We start from the raw sequence: 21,729 nt of genomic DNA, 5'->3' as shown, positions 1-21,729 counted from the left end.
GTCGTGTCTCTCCTTGTTTCGGTTCCCGAAGGGTTTCGGTGCTCCGGGCGGCTCCCGGAGCGGAAGGGCCGGGTTCAGTCGCCGGTGCGGAGCCGCTCCCGGAGGATCGGCCCGATGACCCGCATGGCCACCGGCTGGGTCATCTCGCCGTGGACGCACTCGATGTCATGGACCTCGACCCGGCCGTCCACGTACCGGTCCCAGGTGTGCGGGTGCAGCCCGAGCTCCTCGCTGGAGCGGGTGGCGCGGAAGAAGACCATGTCGCCGGTGAACCGGTCGGGGGTGAACGCCTCGCTCACCACGGCGAAGTTCCGGTAGATCCGGAACATGTTCTCCGACTGGGCCGCGCTGAGCGTGGCGAAGGGCGAGCCCTCCTCGCGGATGGCCGCCATCACCTCGTCGCGGTCGAGGGGGCCGTCGTGGCCGAGGTCGATGCCCGCGACCTCCAGCAGGTCCAGGAGGAACTGCTGCTGGCTCCACGGCTCGGCGTTGACCGGCGCCGCGTCCATCGGATAGCCGTCCAGGCTCATCAGCAGGGCGACCTCCTCGCCGGACGCCTGGAGCCGGGTGGCGATGCCCTGGGCGATGGGCGCGCCGAGGGACCAGCCGAGCAGGTGGTAGGGGCCGTGCGGCTGGATCTCCCGGATCGTCCCGAGGTAGTCCTCGATGGCCTCCTCGATGGACCCGGGCAGTTCGGCGAGGTCGCGGAGCCCCCTGGCCTGGAAGGCGTAGATGGGCCGGTCGCGGTCCACCTCGGGGATGAGCCGGGTGTAGGGCCAGCCGACGCCCGTACCGGGGTGGACGCAGAACAGCGGGGGCAGGGAGCCCTGCGGCCGGATGGGCAGCAGGACGTCCAGGTCGTCGCCGTGGTCCAGTTCGTACAGCCGCTCGGCGAGGCCCGCGACGGTCGGGGTGTTGAGGACGGTCCGGATCGTGAGGTCCACGCCGAAGGCGAGCCGCACCTGGTTGGCCAGCCGCACCATGAGCAGCGAATGGCCGCCCAGCTCGAAGAAGTTGTCGTCGATCCCGACCCGGGGCAGCCCCAGGACGTCGGCGAACACTCCGCACAGGATCTGCTCGCGCACATTGCGCGGGGCGCGGCCCTCGGCGTCGGCGGGTGCCTCCGGGGCGGGCAGCGCCTTGCGGTCCAGCTTGCCGTTGGGGGTCAGCGGCAGCTCGGGCAGCGTCACGAAGGCGGACGGCACCATGTACTCGGGCACCTCGGCCGCCAGGTGGTCGCGCAGGGCCGCCGGGTCCGGCGCGGAAGGAGTCGTCGCGCCACCGGCCGCCGGGGCGCCACCGGCCGTCGGCGCGCCACCGGCCGCCGGGGTGACGACGTACGCCACCAGGCGCCGGTCGCCGGGCTGGTCCTCGCGGACGACGACCGCGGTGTGCGCCACCTCGGCGTGGCGGGCCAGTACCGCCTCGATCTCGCCCAGTTCGATCCGGAAGCCGCGCAGCTTCACCTGGTCGTCGGCGCGGCCGAGGAAGTCCAGCGCGCCGTCGTGCCGCCAGCGGGCGACGTCCCCGGTGCGGTACATCCGGCCGCCGCCCGTCGAGAAGGGGTCGGCGACGAACCGTTCGGCCGACAGGCCGGGGCGGCCCAGATAGCCCCGGGCGAGCTGGACGCCCGCCAGGTACAGATCGCCGGGCACCCCGGGCGGCACCGGGCGCAGCGCGTCATCGAGCACGTACAGCCGGGTGTTCCACACCGGACGGCCGATGGGCACCGGGCCCGGCGCGGCCGCGCGCTCGCACTCCCAGGAGGTGACGTCCACCGATGCCTCGGTCGGGCCGTACAGGTTGTGCAGTTCGGCGTCCAGGGTGCGCAGGAACTCGTCCTGGACCTCCCGGGGCAGCGCCTCGCCGCTGCACAGGACGCGCCGCAGTCCGGTGCACCGGGCGGCGTCCGGCTCCTGGAGGAACACCTGGAGCATCGAGGGCACGAAGTGGACGGTGGTGACGCCCTCCGCCCGGATCAATTCGGCCAAGTAGGCGGGGTCCTTGTGGCCCTCGGGCCGGGCGACGACGAGCGCCGCCCCTTCGAGCAGCGGCCAGAAGAACTCCCAGACGGAGACGTCGAAGCCCGCCGGTGTCTTCTGCAGCACCCGGTCCTCGTCGGTGAGGCCGTATCGCGCCTGCATCCAGGCGAGCCGGTTGACGATGCCCTCGTGCGGCACCATCACGCCCTTGGGGCGGCCGGTGGAGCCGGAGGTGTAGATGACGTACGCGGGCGAGGCGGGGTGCAGCGGCGCGCGCCGCTCGCCGTCGGACACATCGCCCGCCGGGAGCCCGGCGAGGGTGTCCAGGGTGCCGGGCGCGTCCAGCGCGAGAACCGGCACTGATTCGCCGACGGGCAGTCCGGCGGCCGTCTCCGTGGTCGTCAGCAGCAGCGCCGGGGCCGCGTCCGCCAGCATGAAGCGGATGCGGTCGGCCGGGTAGCCGGGGTCCACCGGCACATAGGCCGCACCGGTCTTGACCACCGCGAGCAGCGCCACGACCAGCTCCATCGAGCGCGGTACGGCGATGCCCACGTACTTCTCGGGGCCCACTCCGCGCTCGATGAGCAGCCGGGCGAGGCGGTTGGCCCGCGCGTTGAGCTCCGCGTAGCCGAGGGTGGTGCCCTCGAAGACCAGCGCCGGCCGGTCGGGGGTGCGGGCCGCCCGCTCCTCGAACAGCGCGGGCAGGGTGGTGGCGGGCACCTGGTGGGCGGTGTCGTTCCAGCCCCGCAGGATCCGCTCGCGCTCCTCGGCGGTCAGCACGTCGACGTCGGCGATGGAGGTGTCGGGGGTGGCGGCCATCGTCCGCAACACCCGGACCAGCCGCTCGGCGAGCGCCTCGGCGGTGCCGTGGTCGAAGAGGTCCGTGCTGTAGCGCAGCACGCCGTCGATGCCGTCGGCGCCGCCGTCCGCGAGCAGTTCCTCGCTGAGCTCCAGGCTCAGGTCGAACTTGCTGATGTCCACCGCCACCGGCTGCGGCGTGGCGTTCAGACCGGGCAGCACCACGTCGGTGTCCGCGGTGTTCTGCAGGGTGAGCAGCACCTGGAACAGCGGGTGGCGGGCCTGGGACCGCTCCGGGTTGAGGACCTCCACCAGCCGCTCGAACGGGACGTCCTGGTGCGCGAACGCGCTCAGGTCCCGCTCCCGGACCCGCTGGATCAGCTCCTTGAAGGTCGGCGCCCCCGAGGTGTCGGTGCGCAGGACGAGGGTGTTGACGAAGAAGCCGATCAGGTCGTCCAGCGCCTCGTCGGTGCGGCCCGCGACCGGGGTGCCGATCGGGATGTCGGTGCCGCCGCCGAGCCGGTCGAGCAGGGTCGCGAGACCGGTCTGGAGAACCATGAACAGCGTGGCCCGGCCCGCCCGCGCCAGCTGGGCGAGCGAGGCGTGCAGTCCGGGGTCGATCCGGAAGACCACCGCGCCGCCGCGGCCCGAGGCGACGGCGGGCCGGGGCCGGTCCGCGGGCAGGGCCAGCTCCTCGGGCAGCCGGTCCAGGCTCTCCTTCCAGTAGGCGAGCTGGCGGGCGATCGGGCTGTCCGGATCGGCCTCCTCGCCCAGCACCTCGCGCTGCCAGAGGGTGAAGTCGGCGTAGTGCACCGGGAGTTCGCGCCAGTCGGGGGCGTCGCCGCGCAGCCGTGCCACATAGGCCGTGGACAGGTCGCGGGCGAGCGGGCCCATGGACCAGCCGTCCGACGCGATGTGGTGGATGGTCACCAGCAGTACGTGGTCGGTCTCGCCCAGGGTGAACAGGCGCGCCCGTACGGGGATCGCCGCGGCCAGCTCGAAGTGGGCCGTGACCTCGGCGTTGAGGGCGTCGGGCAGTTCCTCCTCGCGCACCTCGGAGTGGCCGAGGGAGATCCCGGACGAGTCCAGGACGACCTGCCGGGGCACCCCGTCGGTCTCCCGGAACACCGTCCGCAGGCTCTCGTGCCGGGCGACGACATCGCGCAGCGCGGCCTCGAGGGCGTCCCGGTCCACCTGGCCGGCGAGCCGCATCGCGGTGGGGATGTGGTAGGCGCCGCGGTCGTCGCCGAGGCGGTCGAGGAACCACAGCCGCCGCTGGGCGAAGGACAGCGGGAGCTCCGCGGGCCGCGGCTGCGCGGTGAGCGGGGTGCGGGCCGTTCCGGCCCCGGCCAGCAGGCCCGCGAGCCGGGCCGGGGTGGCGGCCTCGAACAGGGAGCGGATGGCGAGCTCCACGCCCAGCGCCGAGCGCACCCGGGACACCAGCCGGGTGGCGAGCAGCGAATGCCCGCCCAGGTCGAAGAAGTTGTCGTCCACGCCGACCCGCTCCACGCCGAGGACCTCGGCGAAAAGACCGCACAGGATCTCCTCCTGCGGGGAGCGCGGCGGGCGGGCCGACGCCCCGGCCACCTCCGGCGCGGGCAGCGCCTTGCGGTCCAGCTTCCCGTTGGCGGTCATGGGCAGTTCGGGCAGGGTGACGAACGCCGACGGCACCATGTACTCGGGCAGGGTGGCCGCGAGCCGGGTGCGCAGGGCGGCCACGTCGGGGCGGCTCCCGGGGTCGGCGACCACATAGCCGACCAGGCGCCGGTCGCCCTCCTGGTCCTCCCGGACGACCGCGGCCGCGTGGCCCACGCCGGGGTGTGCGGCCATGACCGACTCGATCTCGCCGAGCTCGATACGGAAGCCGCGCAGCTTGACCTGGTCGTCGGTGCGGCCGAGGCACTCCAGGAGGCCGTCGGGGGTCCACCGGGCGCGGTCCCCGGTGCGGTACATCCGGCTGCCCGCGGGCCCGTACGGGTCGGCGACGAAGCGCTCCGCCGTGAGGCCCGGCCGGTTCAGATAGCCCCGGGCCACGCCCTCCCCGGCGAGGTACAGCTCGCCGTCGGTGCCGGGAGCGACCGGCCGCAGCCAGCGGTCCAGGACCAGCGCCCGGTAGTTGTGCAGGGGGCGGCCGATGGGCGGCGCCGACTCCACGGGGGTGTCGGTGTCCCACGCGGTGGCGTAGACGGTGGCCTCGGTGGGGCCGTACACATTGGCCAGCCGGCCGGCGGACAGGGTCTTCTGGATGTCCACGGCGGCCTGGGTGCCCAGCCGCTCGCCGCACAGCAGCACCGTGTCGGCGGTGAGCCGGACGTCCCCCTGGCCGACCAGCTGGGCCAGCGCCGAGGGCACGGCGCTGACCGCGGTGCCGGGCTGCTGCGCGGTGGGCCGTTCGGCCAGCGCCAGGAGGTCGTCCAGGACCTCCAGGGTGCCGCCCGACATCAGCGTCCCGAACATCTCGAAGACGGAGACGTCGAAGCTGAGCGAGGTGGTGAACAGCAGCCGGGTCAGCCGCTCGGGGCCCAGGGCGGTACGCGCCCAGGCCGCGAGGTTGACCACCGCGCGGTGCGGCACGGCGACGCCCTTGGGGCGGCCGGTGGAGCCCGACGTGTAGATGACGTACGCGGGCGAGGCGGGGTGCAGCGGTGTGCGCCGCTCGCCGTCGGCCGGGTCGGTCGCCGGGGCGCTCTCCAGGGCCCGCTCGGTCTCGGGGTCGTCGAGGACGACCACCCGGTGGCCGGTGGCGGGCAGGGCCGCGTCGACGCCGGACTCGGTGAGCACCAGCGCCGGGGCGGCGTCCCGCACGATGTAGGCGATGCGGTCGGCCGGGTACTTGGGGTCGATGGGCAGATACCCGGCGCCCGACTTGAGCACCGCGAGGACGGCCACCAGGGTGCGGTCGTTGCGCGGCAGCGACAGCGCCACCAGCTGCTCCGGGCCCGCGCCCAGCGAGATCAGGTGGTGGGCGAGCCGGTTGGCCCGCTCGTTGAGCGCGGCGTAGCTGAGGGCGGTGTCGCCGTGCACCACCGCGAGCTGGTCCGGGGTGCGCGCCACCTGCTCCTGGAACATCCCGGGCAGGGTCGTGGCGGGCACCTCGCGCGCGGTGTCGTTCCAGTCCACCAGCACCTGGCGGCGGACGGCGGGGTCGAGCGCGTCCACCCGCCCGACGAGCTGCCCGGGGTCGGCCACCACCGCCTCGAAGAACCGGGTGAGCCGGTCGACCAGGGAGGCGACCGTCGCGCGGTCGAACACATCGGGGCGGTAGCCCACCTTGAGCAGCATCGTGGGCCCGGGGGCCATGGCGAGGCTCAGCGGGTAGTGGGTGGCGTCGCGGCCGGAGCCGCCGGTGACCCGGGCGCCGGCGAGGGAGGACTCGACCGCGCCGGAGTCCACCCGGTAGTTCTCGAAGAGGACGAGGGTGTCGAAGAGGGTGCCGACACCGGCCAGGCCCTGGATCCGGGTGAGCCCGAGGTGCTGGTGGTCCATCAGCTCGGTGTGCTGGTCCTGGAGCCGCCCGAGCAGCCGCGCCAGCGACTCGGCCGGGTCCAGCCGCACCCGCACCGGCAGGGTGTTGATGAACAGCCCCACCATCGTCTCCACCCCCGGGACCTCCGGAGGGCGGCCGGACACCGTGGTGCCGAACACCACGTCGTCACGGCCGGTCAGCGACGCCAGCAGCAGACCCCACGCGCCCTGCACCACCGTATTGAGCGTCCAGCCCCGCGACCGCGCCAGCGCCGTCAGGCCCTCGGTCAGCCCGGCGGACAGCGACGCGCTCAGCTCCTCGGGGACCACCTCGGCGTGGCCGGTGGCGCGCGGCGCGAGCAGGGTCGGCTCGGCCAGACCCGCCAGCGCGGTCCGCCAGGCCGCCTCGGCGGCCGCGGTGTCCTGGCCGGCCAGCCAGGCGAGGTAATCGCGGTACGGGGTGACCGGCGGCAGGCCCGAGGCGTCCCCGCCCCGGGCGTACAGCTCGAAGAACTCGCCCGCCACGATCGGCGAGGACCAGCCGTCCATGAGGATGTGGTGCTTGGTCAGCAGCAGCCGGTGGTCCCGCGGGCCCATCCTGACCAGGGTGAACCGCATGAGCGGCGGCCTGGCCATGTCGAACCGGCGGATGCGGTCCTCGTCCACGACGCGGCGCACCGCGTCCTCGCGCCGCTCCTCGTCCGCGATGGTGCTCAGGTCGTGCTCCTGCCAGGGCAGGGGCACCTCGCGCCGGATGACCTGCACCGGGCTCTCGCCGCCCTTGTGCCGGAACCCGGCGCGCAGCACGGCGTGCCGCTTCAGCAGGGCCCGCCCGGCGGCCCTGAGGGCCTCGGTGTCGATGTCGCCCTCGAGGTGGAACACGCTCTGCACGGTGTAGGGGTCGATCCCCTCGGTGTCGTACAGGGCGTGGAACAGCAGTCCCTCCTGCAACGGCCCCAGGGGCAGTACGTCCTCGATCCGGGATTGCTTCACCGGGTGATCCCCCACTCCTCGTCGAGCTCGTCGTCGTCCAACTCGTCCTCGAGTTCGTCGATCTCCTGCTGGCTCAGCGACACCAGCGGCAGGTCCGAGGGCGTGTGGCCGCCGGAGGCGCCGCCCTCGACATGGGTGACCAGGGCCTGCAGCGCCTGGGCCCAGACCTCGCTGAGCTCCTTCACCTCGGGCTCGCGGAACAGCGCTCCGGGGAACGCCCAGGCGACCCGCAGGCGGGGGCCGTCGGCGTGGTCCTCGGTGACCGCGTTGAGGGACAGGGCGTACAGCATCGGGGCGTCCTGGTCGGAGAACCCGGGGGCCTTCTCCGGCGCCGCGGCCCAGTCGGCGTACTCCGCGCGGCCCGCCATGTCGAACCGGCCCAGGTAGTTGAAGCCGATCTGGCGGGGCAGGAAGCCGGCCAGGACGGGCTTGGTGTCCAGGTTGAGATGGCGCAGCAGCCCGAAGCCGAGGCCGTTGTCGGGGATGGAGCGCAGCTGCTCCTTCACCCGCTTGAGCGCGTCCCCGAGGGCCGGTCCGCCCGCCAGGACCTCCCGCCAGTCGAGCGGGCCGGGGTCCAGGCGCACCGGGTGGATGCTGGAGAACCAGCCCACCGTCCGGGACAGGTCCACACCCTCGGTGAACTCCTCACGGCCGTGGCCCTCCAGGTCCACGAGGACGGCCGGGTGGTCCGCACCGCCGCGCGAGCGCCGCCAGTGGGCGACCGCCAGGGCGAGCGCGGTGAGCAGCACGTCGTTGACGCCCGCGTTGAACGCCGCCGGGACCTTGGTGAGGACCGGCCCGGTCAGCTCCGGCGGCAGGATCTGCCACAGCCCGCCCATGGTGTGGTTCATGTCCTGCGACGGGTCCAGCGGCCGGTCGCTGAGCAGCGGGTCCGGCACATCCAGGGTGCTGGACCACAGCTCCGCCTCCTTGACCCGCCCGGAGGCGTACGCGGAGGCCACCAGGTGCTCGGCCCAGCGCCGGTACGAGGTGCCGACCGGCTGGAGTTCGGCCGGACGCCCCTCCTTGGCCGCCTGCCAGGCCGCCTCCAGATCGGTCTCCAGGATGCGCCAGGAGACGCCGTCCACCACCAGATGGTGGATGATCACCAGGAGCCGGCCGGAGCTCTTCGGACCCGCGTCGAACCAGACCGCCTGGAGCATCCGCCCCTGCTCGGGGGAGAGCCGCGCCCACGCGGTCTCCGCCTCCCGCTCGATGACGGCCTGGAGGGCGTCCGCGCCCAGCCCGGCGACGTCGACCCGGGTGAGGGACTCGGCCGCGCGCACCGTGCCGCGCGACGGCACCTCCAGCGACCACTCGCCGCCGCCCTCGGGGCGGGTCAGCCGCATCCGCAGGGCGTCGTGGTGGTCGAGCACGGTCTGCACCGTGGTCTCCAGCGGCTCCTCGCCGAGTCCGGCCGGGACCTGCAGCAGCACCGACTGGGCGTACTTGCCGATCGGGCCGCCGCGGTCGCGCAGCCGGTGGATGATCGGGGTGAGCGGCACCGAGCCGACCCCGGTGTCGGTCCCCTTGCCGACGCGCTTGCCGACGGTGCCCGCGTGGGCCGCCAGGGCCTCGACCGTCTTGTGCTGGAAGACGGCCCGCGGGGTGAGCGAGAGCCCGGCCTTGCGGGCCCGGCTGACCAGCTGGATGGAGATGATGCTGTCGCCGCCGAGGTCGAAGAAGCTGTCGTGCACACCGACCTCGGACAGGTCGAGCAGATCCGCGAAGATCTCGCAGAGGATCTCCTCCTGCGGGGTGCGCGGCCCCTGCTTGGTGACCGTGGCGGCGAAGTCCGGCGCGGGCAGCGCCGCCCGGTCCAGCTTGCCGTGCGCGGTCAGCGGCAGCGCGTCCAGCAGGACGACCGCGGCGGGCACCATGTAGTCCGGCACCGCGTCCGCGACCCGGGTCCGCAGCGCCGCCGGGTCGGGGCGGGCGCCCGCGGCGGGCACCGCGTAGCCGACCAGGCGCCGCTCGCCCGGCTGGTCCTCGCGGACGACGACCACGGCGCGCTCCACGTCCGGGTGGCCCGCGAGCACGGTCTCGATCTCGCCGAGCTCGATGCGGAAGCCGCGCACCTTGACCTGGTCGTCGGCGCGGCCGACGTACTCCAGGTCGCCGTCGGCGCGGCGGCGTGCGAGGTCGCCGGTGCGGTACATCCGGGCGCCGGGCGCGCCGTACGGGTCGGCGACGAAGCGCTCGGCCGTCAGCGCGGCACGGTCGAGGTAGCCGCGGGCCAGGGCGGTGCCCGCGATGTACAGCTCGCCGGTCACCCCGGGCGGGGCGAGCCGCAGCCCCTCGTCGAGGACGTAGAGACGCGCGTTGCCCTGCGGGCGGCCGATCGGCACGGGTCCTGACGGGACCTCGTCACCGGGCTCGATACGGAACTCCGCGACGTTGACGGTCCCTTCGGTGGGCCCGTACACGTTCAGCACGGTGGCCCCGGGGTGGCGGGCCCGCCAGTCCTGGAGCGCCTCGCCGAAGAGGGCCTCGCCGCCGAGCAGCAGCTCATTGCCGGGCGAGAACGCGTCGGGGAGGGCCGCGAGCAGCGGCAGATGGCTGGGGGTGGCCTTCAGGAAGGTCACCGGGCGCCCGGCCAGGGCCCGCTCGGCGGCGGGGTCCTCCTCCAGCGCCGCGAGATGCACCGCGCCGCCGACGACGAGCGGGGTGTAGAGCGCGGTCACCGTCAGGTCGAAGGAGACCGGCGAGTGCAGCAGCGCCGCGCCGGCCGCGCTCGGGTAGGAGCGGCTCGTCCAGTCCAGGTAGTCGGCCAGGGAGCGGTGGGTGACGACGACGCCCTTGGGGCGGCCGGTGGAGCCGGAGGTGTAGATGACATACGCCGGGTGGTCCACCGACAGCGGCGCCAACCGCTCACCGTCGACCAAGTCCGTCCCGGCCAGGGCATCGACCCGCACCCGGGTCTCCTCCGCGTCCACCACCACCCGCGTCAGACCATCGGTCTCGGGCAGCCCGGGGGCGGTGGCACTGTCCGTCAACAGCAGCGCCGGATCGGCGTCGGCGAGCATGTAGGAGATCCGCTCTGCCGGATAGTCCGGATCCACCGGCAGATACGCACCACCGGCCTTCACCACCGCCAGCAACGCCACCACCTGCGACGCCGAACGCGGCAACGCCAGCGCCACGATCCGCTCCGGACCCACACCCATCCCCACCAGCAACCGCGCCAGCCGGTTCGCCCGCGCGTTCAGCTCCCGGTAGGACAGGGACTCCGCGCCCTCGATCAGCGCCACCGCCTCCGGCGTACGCCCGACCTGGGCCTCGACCAGCGCCGGGAGCGACCGCACCGGAACGTCCAGCACCGGCCCGTTCCACTCCGTCAGCAGCCGCGAACGCTCCTGGTCGGACAGGATCTCCACCCGGCCCAGCCGCACCTCCGGATCCGCGACCACCGCCTCCAGCAACCGCACAAAGCGCGCCACCAACCCCTCGACCGTCTCCCGGTCGAACAGATCCACGCTGTAGCGGATCTCGCCGTGGACGCCGTCGGCGGCACCGTCGGCGCCGTGGCGCTCGGTCAGGTCGACGCTGAGGTCGAACTTGCTGACGGCGACGTCGACAGGCTGCGGCTCGACCGTGACCCCGTCGAGTGCCAGCCGCGGCTCGGGGTTGTTCTGGAGGTTGAGCATCACCTGGAACAGCGGGTGGCGGGCGGCCGACCGCTGCGGGTTGATGGCCTCGACCAGCCGCTCGAACGGCACGTCCTGATGCGCGAAGGCGGACAGGTCCGACTCCCGCACCCGGTCGACCAGTTCACGGAACGAGGGGTCGCCCGAGACATCCGTGCGCAGCACCAGGCTGTTCACGAAGAAGCCGACCAGGTCGTCCAGGGCCTCATCCGTACGGCCCGCGACCGCCGTGCCGAGGGCGATATCCGATCCGGCGCCCAGCCGCGACAACAGCCCGGCCAGCGCCGCCTGCACCACCATGAACACACTCGCCCGCGACTCCCGCGCCAACCGCACCAAACCCCGATGCACCTGCGGCGAAAGCCCGAACTCCACCACATCACCACGACCGCTCAGCACCGCGGGACGCGCCCGGTCCACCGGCAACGCCAACTCCTCCGGCAAACCCGCCAGCCGCTCCCGCCAGAACCCCACCTGACGGCCGAACACACTCCCCTCGACACCCTCCACACCCAGCACCTCACGCTGCCACAGCGCGAAGTCCACGTACTGCACCGGCAGTTCGGACCACACGGGCGCACGGCCCTCGCGACGGGCGGTGTACGCGGCGGACAGATCGCGGGCGAGGGGGCTGAGCGACCAGCCGTCCGAGGCGATGTGGTGCATGGTCAGCAGCAGCACATGCTCGGCCTGCTCAGTGACAGAGAACAGGTCCGCGCGCAGCAGGACATCCTCCGCCAGGTCGAACGGCCGCGCCACCGCCGCACTCAGCGCCTCACCCAACCCCTCCCGCGACACCTCGGCCTCGACGAACGGCACCTCGACCGAGGACCGCACCACCTGCCGCGGCACCCCGTCCACCTCCACGAACACCGTCCGCAGACTCTCGTGCCGCGCCACCACATCACCCAACGCCGCACGCAACGCCACCCGGTCCAACACACCGGACAGGCGCGTGGCGTACGGGACGTGGTACGCCGAGGAGCCCTCCTCGATGCGGTTGATCACCCACTGGCCGTGCTGGGCGTGCGACAGCGGCAGCACCTCGGGGCGCACATACGGGCGCACCCCCGGCCGCGCGTCGCCCGCGTGGGCGAGCTCGGTCTCCAGCCGGGCCGCCGTGGGCGCCTCGAAGAGCGCGCCCACGGCCAGTTCCACGCCCAGCGCGGAGCGGATCCGCGACACCAGGCGCGTGGCCAGCAGCGAGTGCCCGCCCAGGGCGAAGAAGTCGTCGTCGGGGCCCACCCGGTCCACGCCCAGCACCTCGGCGAACAGACCGCACAGGATCTCCTCGCGCGGTGTGCGCGGCGCGCGACCGCTTCCGCCGGTGACGGCGTCGGGGGCGGGCAGGGCCTTGCGGTCCAGCTTGCCGTTGGCGGACACCGGCAGCCGGTCCAGGGACACGAACGCCGACGGCACCATGTACTCGGGCACCGCCGCGGCCAGGTGGGCACGCAGATCCGCGGTGTCGGGGGCGTCCGCCGGGTCCGCGGCGACCACGTAGGCCACCAGGCGCTGGTCCCCGGGCCGGTCCTCGCGGACCACGACGGCCGCCGCGGCGATCCGCGGATGGCCGGTCAGGGCGGCCTCGATCTCGCCGAGCTCGATGCGGAAGCCACGCAGCTTCACCTGGTCGTCGGCGCGGCCGAGGAACTCCAGGACCCCCTCGTCCGTCCAGCGGGCCACATCGCCGGTGCGGTACATCCGGCTGCCCGCCGGGCCGTACGGGTCGGCGACGAAGCGGTCGGCGGTCAGGTCGGGCCGGTCGAGGTAGCCCCGGGCCAGTTGGGCGCCCGCGAGATAGAGGTCGCCCGCGACACCGGGGGCGACGGGGCGCAGCATGGCGTCCAGGACCAGGGTCCGGGTGTTCCAGACCGGACGGCCGATGGGCACCGGGCCGGGTGTGTGTCCGGCCTCGCACCGCCAGTAGGTGACGTCGACGGACGCCTCGGTGGGCCCGTACAGGTTGTGCAGCTCCGCCGGGAGGGTGGCGAAGAACCGCTCGCGGAGCGGGTCGGGAAGCGCCTCACCGCTGCAGATGACGCGGCGCAGCCCGGTGCACCGCGCGGCGGCCGGCTCCTGGAGGAACTCCTGGAGCATCGACGGGACGAAGTGGAGCGTGCTGACGCCCTGCTCGCGCACCAGGTCGGCGAGGTACGCCGGGTCCTTGTGGCCCCCGGGGCGGGCGACGACGAGCGTGGCGCCCTCGGTGAGGGTCCAGAAGAACTCCCACACCGACACGTCGAAGCCGGCGGGGGTCTTCTGGAGCACCCGGTCGTCCGCGGCCAGCCCGTACTGCCCCTGCATCCAGGCGAGTCGGTTGACGATGCCCCGGTGCGGCACGACGACGCCCTTGGGGCGGCCGGTGGAGCCCGAGGTGTAGATGACGTAGGCGGGGTGGTCAGGGGTCAGCGGCGTGGTGCGCTCCGCGTCGGTGACGTCGGTGACGTCGGTGTCCGCGTGGCCCGCCAGGGCCTCGGCCCGCTCCGGCGCGTCCAGGACCAGGACGGGCGCGGCCGTGCTGGGCAGACTCCCGGCGGTGGCCGCGGTGGTGAGCACCAGGGCGGGCCGGGCCTGGGAGAGGACGTAGGAGGTACGGTCCTGGGGGTGGTCGGGGTCCACCGGGAGGTAGGCGGCGCCGGTCTTGGTGACGGCCAGCAGGGCGACGATCAGCTCCACCGAGCGCGGCACGGCCAGGGCCACGGTCCGCTCGGGGCCGACGCCCTGGGCGATGAGGTGGCGGGCGAGCCGGTTGGCCCGCGCGTTGAGGTCGGCGTAGGAGACCTCGGTGCCGTCGAAGACCACGGCGGGGTGGTCCCGGACGGCCGCCGCGCGGGCCTCGAAGAGCCGCGGGAGGGTGTCGGGCCGCACCTCGTGCGCGGTGTCGTTCCACCGGACCAGCACGTTCTCGCGCTCGTCGGCCGCGAGGGCGTCGACGGCGGCCACCCGCTGGTCGGGGTCGGCGGCGACGGCCGCGAGAACCCGGGTGAGCCGCTCCGCGGCGGTCTCGGCCGCGGCGCGGTCGACCAGCTCGGGGCGGTGGCCGACGCGCAGCCGGATCCGCTCGCCCGGGTAGGCGATGAGGCTCAGCGGGTAGTGGGTGGCCTCGGCGCCGGAGAAGCCGGAGACCCGCACACCGTCCACGGTCCGGTCCAGGCCGGACGGGTCGAAGGGGTAGTTCTCGAAGACGGCGAGGGTGTCGAAGAGCGCGCCGGTGCCCATCTCCCGCTGGATCTGGGTGAGTCCGAGGTGCTGGTGGTCCATCAGCTCGGTGTGCTGGTCCTGGAGCCGTCCGAGGAGCTGTGCCAGCGTCTCGGTGGCGTCCAGCCGCACCCGCACCGGCAGGGTGTTGATGAACAGCCCGACCATGGCCTCGACGCCCGGGAGCTCCGGGGGGCGGCCGGAGACGGTGGTGCCGAACACCACGTCGTCACGGCCGGTCAGCGACGCCAGCAGCAGACCCCACGCGCCCTGCACCACCGTGTTGAGCGTCCAGCCCCGCGACCGCGCCAGCGCCGTCAGCCGCTCCGTCAGCTCGGCGGGGAGCTCCACGCTGAACTCCTCGGGCATCCGGTCCACCCGCTGGCCGGCGCCCGGCACCAGCAGGGTCGGCTCGGTGACGCCGTCGAGGGCGGTGCGCCACGCCTTGGCCGCGGCGTCCCGGTCCTGGCGGGACAGCCAGGCGAGGTAGTCGCGGTACGGGGTGACCTTGGGCCGGCCGCTCTCGTCGCCGCGCCGCGCGTACAGCTCGAAGAGGTCGTCGACCAGCAGCGGGAAGGACCAGCCGTCCAGCAGGATGTGGTGCAGGGTGACCACCAGCCGGTACCGGTCGTCGGCGAGCCGGGCGAGGGTGCAGCGGATCAGCGGCGGGGCCGCGAGGTCGAAGCGGCGCGTGCGGTCCCGCTCGACCAGCTCGTCCAGCGCCGTCTGCCGCGCCTCGTCCGAACCGTCCCGCAGATCGGCCTCCTGCCAGGGCAGTTCCACCTCGTGCGGGATGACCTGCACGGGGCGGCTGAGCTTCTCGTGCCGGAACCCGGCCCGCAGATTGGGGTGGCGGCGCAGCAGGGCGGCACCGGCGGCGCGCAGCCCCGCCGGGTCGACCTCGCCCTCGAGGTCGAAGCCCAACTGCACGGTGTAGGCGTCCACCGACCGCTCGTCGTAGAGGGCGAGGAAGAGCATGCCCTCTTGCAGGGGCGACAGGGGCAGAACGTCGGCAAGTCCCGGCTTGGTCACGAATTCCTCCACTCGGATTCCAAAAGGTCGATCTCCGCCTGCGACAACGACACCAACGGAAGGTCCGAGGGGGTCCAGCCACCGCTGTCGGACCGGTCGGACCGGTCCGACAGCGCGTCCAGTGCCGTGAACCAGTCCTCGGCGAGGTCCCGCACCTCGGGCTCGGACAGCACGCCGTCCGGCCACGACCAGGTGGCGGCCAGCCGGGGCCCGTCCACGCCGTCTTGTGTCAGCACATTGATTTCCAGGCAGTGTGCGAGCGGCAGGGCGGGGTCGGCCCCGGCGCCCAGCACGTCCGTCAGGGGGTCGGCGGTCCACTCCGGGTCCGCTCCTCCGGTGTCGGAGGGGGCCGCGAAGCGTCCCAGGTAGTTGAACGAGATCTGCGGTACGGGGCGCGTCGCCAGGGCCCGCGCGGTGTGCGGGTTGAGGTGGCGCAGCAGTCCGTAGCCCAGTCCGTTGTCCGGCAGCGCGCGCAGCTGCTCCTTGACGCGCTTCAGGGCGGCCGTTCCGGGGGCCGGTCCGGGGGCCGGTCCGGCGGCCGTTCCGGGGGCCGGGCGGCCGGGGTCCAGCCGCACGGGGTAGAGGCTGGTGAACCAGCCGACCGTGCGGGAGAGGTCGATGTCCGGGGCGAACTCCTCGCGGCCGTGGCCCTCCAGGTCGATGAGGACGGCGGTGTTGTCGCCGCCTTCGCGCCGACGGCGCCAGCCGGTGACCGCGAGGGCCAGCGCGGTCAGCATGACCTCGTTGACCGACGCGCTCAGGGCGGCGGTCACCTCGGTCAGCACCGCGGTGGTGCGCTCGGGGTCCATCGTCAGGGTGAGGGACCGGGCGGTGCCCACGGTGTCCCGGGCGGGGTCGAGGGGGCGCCGGCCGAGGGTGCGCCCGGGCGCGGCGGTCATCCGCTCCCACAGCTCGAGTTCGGCGGTGCGCCGGGGGCTGTGGGCCTCGTCGGCGAGGCGTTCGGCCCAGGTACGGAACGAGGTGCCCACGGGTTCGAGCCGGGCCGCCCGGCCCGCCCCCGCGGCCTGCCAGGCGGCGGTCAGGTCGGGCACCAGGATGCGCCACGAGACGCCGTCCACCACCAGGTGGTGGAGGACGAGCAGCAGCCGCCCCGGCCGGTCCGGTCCGGCGTCGAACCAGACCGCCTCGACCATGCCGCCGGTCGCGGGGGCCAGCCGGTCCAGGGCGCGCCCCGACTCGGCGGTGACGCGCTCGGACAGGGCGTCGCCGTCCAGCCCCGCCACCTCCACCCGGGTGACGCGGGGCGCGGCCGGGACGGCACCGGGCTCGGGCACCTCCATGGCCCAACTGGCGTCGGACGTCCGCCGGGTCAGCCGCATCCGGAGCACGTCATGGTGGTCCAGCACGGTCTGGAGGGCGTCCTGGAGGCGGGTGAGCCCCAGGTCCGCCGGGACCCGCAGCAGCATGGTCTGGCTGAAGCGGTCGATGGGGCCGCCCCGTTCGCGCTGCCAGGTGATGATCGGCGTCTCCCGGATCGGGCCGACCCCGCTGTCCCGGGCGGCGGGGCGGCTCGTCTCCTCGGTCTCGCGGGCGACGGCCGCGAGCGCCTCGACCGTGCGGTGCCGGAACACATCGCGCGGGGTGATGACGAGCCCCGCCTTGCGGGCCCCGCTGACGAGCTGGATGGAGACGATGCTGTCGCCACCGAGGTCGAAGAAGCTCTCGTCGACGCCCACCTCGGCCACCCCGAGCACCTCGGCGAACAGCCGGCACAGGGTCTCCTCGCGCTCCGTGGCCGGGGCGCGCCCCGGGGCGGCGGCGGTGCGGTCGGGCTCGGGCAGGGCCTTCTGGTCCAGCTTGCCGTTGGGGGTCAGCGGCAGATGGTCCAGTGCCACGACCGCGCTCGGCACCATGTACTCGGGGAGCGCGGCGGCCACATGCTTGCGCAGGATCTGCTGGTCGGGCCGCGCGGCACCGGGCTCGGGCACGATGTAGCCGACGAGCCGGCGATGGCCGGGGCGGTCCTCGCGGACGACGACCACGGCGCGCTCCACGTCCGGGTGGCCCGCGAGCACGGTCTCGATCTCGCCGAGCTCGATGCGGAAGCCGCGCAGCTTCACCTGGTCGTCGGCGCGGCCGACGTACTCCAACTGGCCGTCGGCGCCCCAGCGGACGAGGTCGCCGGTGCGGTACATCCTGGCCCCCGGCGGCCCGTACGGGTGGGCCACGAACCGCTCGGCGCTGAGCCCGGGGCGGCCGAGATAGCCGCGGGCGAGCCCGTCACCGGCGATGTACAGCTCGCCGACCACGCCCACGGGGGCGAGTCGCAGCCGCTCGTCGAGGACGAGGGCGCTGGTGTTCCACACCGGGCTGCCGATCGGCGGGGCCCCGGCGCCGGGGGCGAGGGGGCCGCTGGTGGTGGCGGCGACGGTGGACTCCGTCGGCCCGTACGCGTTGACCATGCGGCGCCCGGACGACCAGCGCTCCACCAGTTCGGCGGGGCATGCCTCGCCACCGACGATGAGGGTGCGGAAGTCGGTCAGGCCCGTGGGGGTCACCCCGGCGAGGGCGGCGGGCGGGATGAGCGCGTGGGTGATCCGCTGCCCGGCCAGGACGTCGGTGAGGGTCTCGCCGACGAGCGGTCCGGGCGGCGGGACGACCAGGGCCGCACCGTGCGGGAGGGCCATGCACACCTCGAGCACCGCCGCGTCGAAGCTCGGCGAGGCGAACTGCAGCACCCGGCTGTCGGGGGTGACGAAGAACCGCTCCGCCTCCGCCCCGGAGAAGGCGGCCAGGCCGTGGTGGGTCACGACGACGCCCTTGGGGCGGCCGGTGGAGCCGGAGGTGTAGATGACATACGCCGGGTGGTCCACCGACAGCGGCGCCAACCGCTCACCGTCGACCAAGTCCGTCCCGGCCAGGGCATCGACCCGCGCCCGGGTCTCCTCCGCGTCCACAACCACCCGCGTCAGACCATCGGTCTCGGGCAGCCCGGCCGCGGTGGCACTGTCGGTCAGCAGCAGGGCCGGGGCGGCGTCGCCGAGCATGTAGGAGATCCGCTCGCCCGGATAGTCCGGATCCACCGGCAGATACGCACCACCGGCCTTCACCACCGCCAGCAACGCCACCACCTGCGCCGCCGAACGCGGCAGTGCCAGGGCCACAATCCGCTCCGGACCCACACCCATCCCCACCAGCAACCGCGCCAGCCGGTTCGCCCGCGCATTCAGCTCCCGGTAGGACAGGGACTCCTCGCCCTCGATCAGCGCCACCGCCTCCGGCGTACGCCCGACCTGCGCCTCCACCAGCGCCGGGAGCGATCGCACCGGCACGTCCAGCACCGGCCCGTTCCACTCCGTCAGCAGCCGCGAACGCTCCCGCTCCGACAGGATCTCCACCCGGCCAAGCCGCACCTCCGGATCCGCGACCACCGCCTCCAGCAACCGCACAAACCGCGCCACCATCCCCTCGACCGTCTCCCGGTCGAACAGATCCACGCTGTACTCGACGACCCCCTCGATCCCGGCGGGTGTGTCCTGCGCCTCGTGGCGCTCGACGAGGTCCAGGGTCAGGTCGAACTTGGCGGTGGAGGTGCGCAGTTGGCGGATCCGCGCGTCGATGCCCGGCAGGTCCAGCTCGGGGTCCGGGTTGTTCTGGAGGGCGAGCATCACCTGGAACAGCGGATGGCGGGCGGCCGACCGCTGCGGATTCACCACCTCGACCAGCCGCTCGAACGGCACGTCCTGATGCGCGAACGCCGACAGATCCGACTCCCGCACCCGGTCCAGCAGCTCACGGAACGACGGGTCGCCCGACACATCGGTGCGCAGCACCAGCGTGTTCACGAAGAAGCCGACCATGTCGTCCAGCGCCACGTCATTGCGGCCCGCGACCGCCGTGCCGAGGGCGATATCCGATCCGGCGCCCAGCCGCGACAGCAGCCCGGCCAGCGCCGCCTGCACCACCATGAACACACTCGCCCGCGACTCCCGCGCCAACCGCACCAAACCCCGATGCACCTGCGACGAAAGCCCGAACTCCACCACATCACCACGACCGCTCAGCACCGCGGGACGCGCCCGGTCCACCGGCAGCGCCAACTCCTCCGGCAAACCCGCCAGCCGCTCCCGCCAGAACCCCACCTGACGGCCGAACACACTCCCCTCGGCACCCTCCACACCCAGCACCTCACGCTGCCACAGCGCGAAGTCCGCGTACTGCACCGGCAGTTCGGACCACTGCGGGGCGCCGCCGGCGAGGCGGGCACGGTAAGCCGTGGTGAGGTCGGTCGAGAGCGGAATCAGCGACCAGCCGTCGGCGACGATGTGGTGCATGGTGAGCAGCAGCACATGCTCGGCCTCGGCCTGCTCGGTCAGGGAGAACAGGTCCGCGCGCAGCAGGACATCGTCCGCCAGGTCGAACGGCCGCGCCACCGCCGCACTCAGCGCCTCACCCAGCCCCTCCCGCGACACCTCGGCCTCGGCGAACGGCACCTCGACCGAGGACCGCACCACCTGCCGCGGCACCCCGTCCACCTCCACGAACACCGTCCGCAGACTCTCGTGCCGCGCCACCACATCACCCAAAGCCGCCCGCAACGCACCCCGGTCCAACACACCGGACAGGGTGATCTCGAAGGCCAGGTTGTAGGTGGCGCCTCCGTCCTCGAGGCGGTCGAGGAACCACAGGCGCTGCTGGGCGTGGGACAGCGGCAGCACCGTGGGGCGTTCATAGCGGCGCACACCGTCGCGGGCCACGGCCGCCGAGGTGAGGGCTTCGGCGACCCCCGCGGGGGTGGCGGCCTCGAAGAGCTCGCCGACGGTCAGCTCGGCGCCCAGCTCCGAGCGGATCCGGGACACCAGGCGTGTGGCCAGGAGGGAGTGTCCGCCGAGGTCGAAGAAGTTGTCCTCCACGCCGACGCGGGGAGCGTCCAGGATCTCCGCGAACAAGCCGCACAGGATCTCCTCGCGCGGCGTACGCGGCGCCCGGCCACCCGCACTCACCGGAGACTCCGGCGCGGGCAGCGCCTTACGGTCCAGCTTGCCGTTCACCGTCAACGGCAACCGCTCCAGCACCACGAACGCCGACGGCACCATGTGCTCGGGCAGCATCCCCGCCGCATGCGCCCGCGGATCCTTCGCCTTCACCTCGGCGCCCGCGTCCGGAACCACATAAGCCACCAGGCGCTTGTCCCCGGGACGATCCTCACGGACCACCACCACCGCCTGACCGACCCCCGGGCACTCCCCCAGAACGGACTCGATCTCACCCAGCTCGATCCGGAAACCGCGCACCTTCACCTGGTCATCCGCCCGCCCCACGAACTCCAGGACACCCTCATCGGTCCACCGCGCCACATCCCCCGACCGATACATCCGGGCACCCGCCGGACCGAACGGATCGGCCACAAACCGCCCCGCCGTCAAATCCGGACGGGCCCAATAGCCGCGCGCCACCCCCGCGCCCCCGACATACATCTCGCCGGAGACACCGGTCGGCACCGGCCGCAAGTCTTCATCGAGCACATACACCCGGAGGTCGGGAATGCCGACGCCGATGACACTTCCCGCTCCGGATGTCGCGATACGGGAATCCAGCGCCGCATAACTGACATGCACCGTGGTCTCGGTGATCCCATACATGTTCACCAGCACCGGCCCGGAATCCCCATGCCGGTCGAACCACTCCTCCAACCGCCAGACATCCAGCGCCTCACCGCCGAACACCACCCACCGCAACCCCAACCGGGCACCCATATCCGGCGCCTCACGATCAGCCTGCATCAGCTGATAAAAGGCCGACGGCGTCTGATTCAGCACCGTCACACCCTCATCCACCAACAACCGCAGAAACTCACCCGGCGAACGGCTCACCTCGAACGGCACCACCACCAGCCGCCCACCCCACAGCAGCGCACCCCACAACTCCCACACCGAGAAATCAAAGGCGAAGGAATGGAACAGGGTCCACACATCATCCGCGCCAAAGCCGAACCACTGATCTGTCTCGTCAAACAGCCGCACCACATTCCCGTGCGACACCACGACGCCCTTGGGCCGTCCCGTGGATCCAGAGGTGTAAATGATGTACGCGGCCGCGTCCAGTGACGTCCGGATGCCGACATCCGACCCGTCCAGCCCCGCCAACTCGGCCGTGACCCCGGCGTCGTCGAGCACCACCAGCGGAACCCCCGCCGGCACCCCGACCCCCGCACCCGCCACCGACACCACCAGCGACGGACCCGCGTCCTCCCACACATACGCCACCCGGTCCGCCGGATAACCCGGATCCACCGGCACATACACCGCCCCCGCCTTCAACACCGCGAGAACACCCACCACCAAATCCACCGACCGCGGCAGCACCAGCCCCACCCGGTCCTCAATGCCCACACCCCGCGCCACCAGCAAACGCGCCAGCCGATTCGCCCGCGCGTTCAACTCCCCGTACGACAACGACTCCTCGCCACAGACCACGGCGACACTCTCCGCCGAAACCCGCACCCGGGCCTCGAACAGCTCGGGAAGCGTGGCGGTCTGAACGCGATCGGACATCAGCTGAACCCCTCGAAAAGAGCGTGACCAGTGGAGGATTCGACGAATTGCGTACGGAATTCACGGCGCGACAAGGCCGGGGTGGAGAGTCCCTCC

At 73.2% G+C, this 21,729-nt stretch carries 2 protein-coding genes and 1 pseudogene; all 3 read right to left on the bottom strand.

Features of this window, described 5'->3' with window-relative positions:
- Window positions 1-74 precede the first annotated feature (74 nt).
- Window positions 75-7,238: a non-ribosomal peptide synthetase gene (locus JK364_RS21300; protein ID WP_201852728.1), complete on the bottom strand. Its 7,164-nt coding sequence runs from the start codon at window positions 7,236-7,238 to the stop codon at window positions 75-77.
- On the bottom strand, window positions 7,235-15,118 hold the full coding sequence (locus JK364_RS21295; RefSeq protein ID WP_201852727.1) for a non-ribosomal peptide synthetase: 7,884 nt from the start codon (window positions 15,116-15,118) through the stop codon (window positions 7,235-7,237). Before JK364_RS21295 ends, JK364_RS21300 begins: the two co-directional genes overlap by 4 nt.
- Window positions 15,115-21,615: pseudogene (locus JK364_RS21290) on the bottom strand (amino acid adenylation domain-containing protein); the annotation flags it as partial. The gene JK364_RS21295 and the pseudogene JK364_RS21290, both read right to left, overlap by 4 nt.
- Between the last annotated feature and the right edge of the window lie 114 nt (window positions 21,616-21,729).

The organism is Streptomyces endocoffeicus (assembly GCF_016741935.1).
GTDB classification, from domain to species: domain Bacteria; phylum Actinomycetota; class Actinomycetes; order Streptomycetales; family Streptomycetaceae; genus Streptomyces; species Streptomyces endocoffeicus.
The sequence above is the reverse complement of the archived record's forward strand: the minus strand, read 5'-3'. Positions and strand labels throughout refer to the sequence as shown.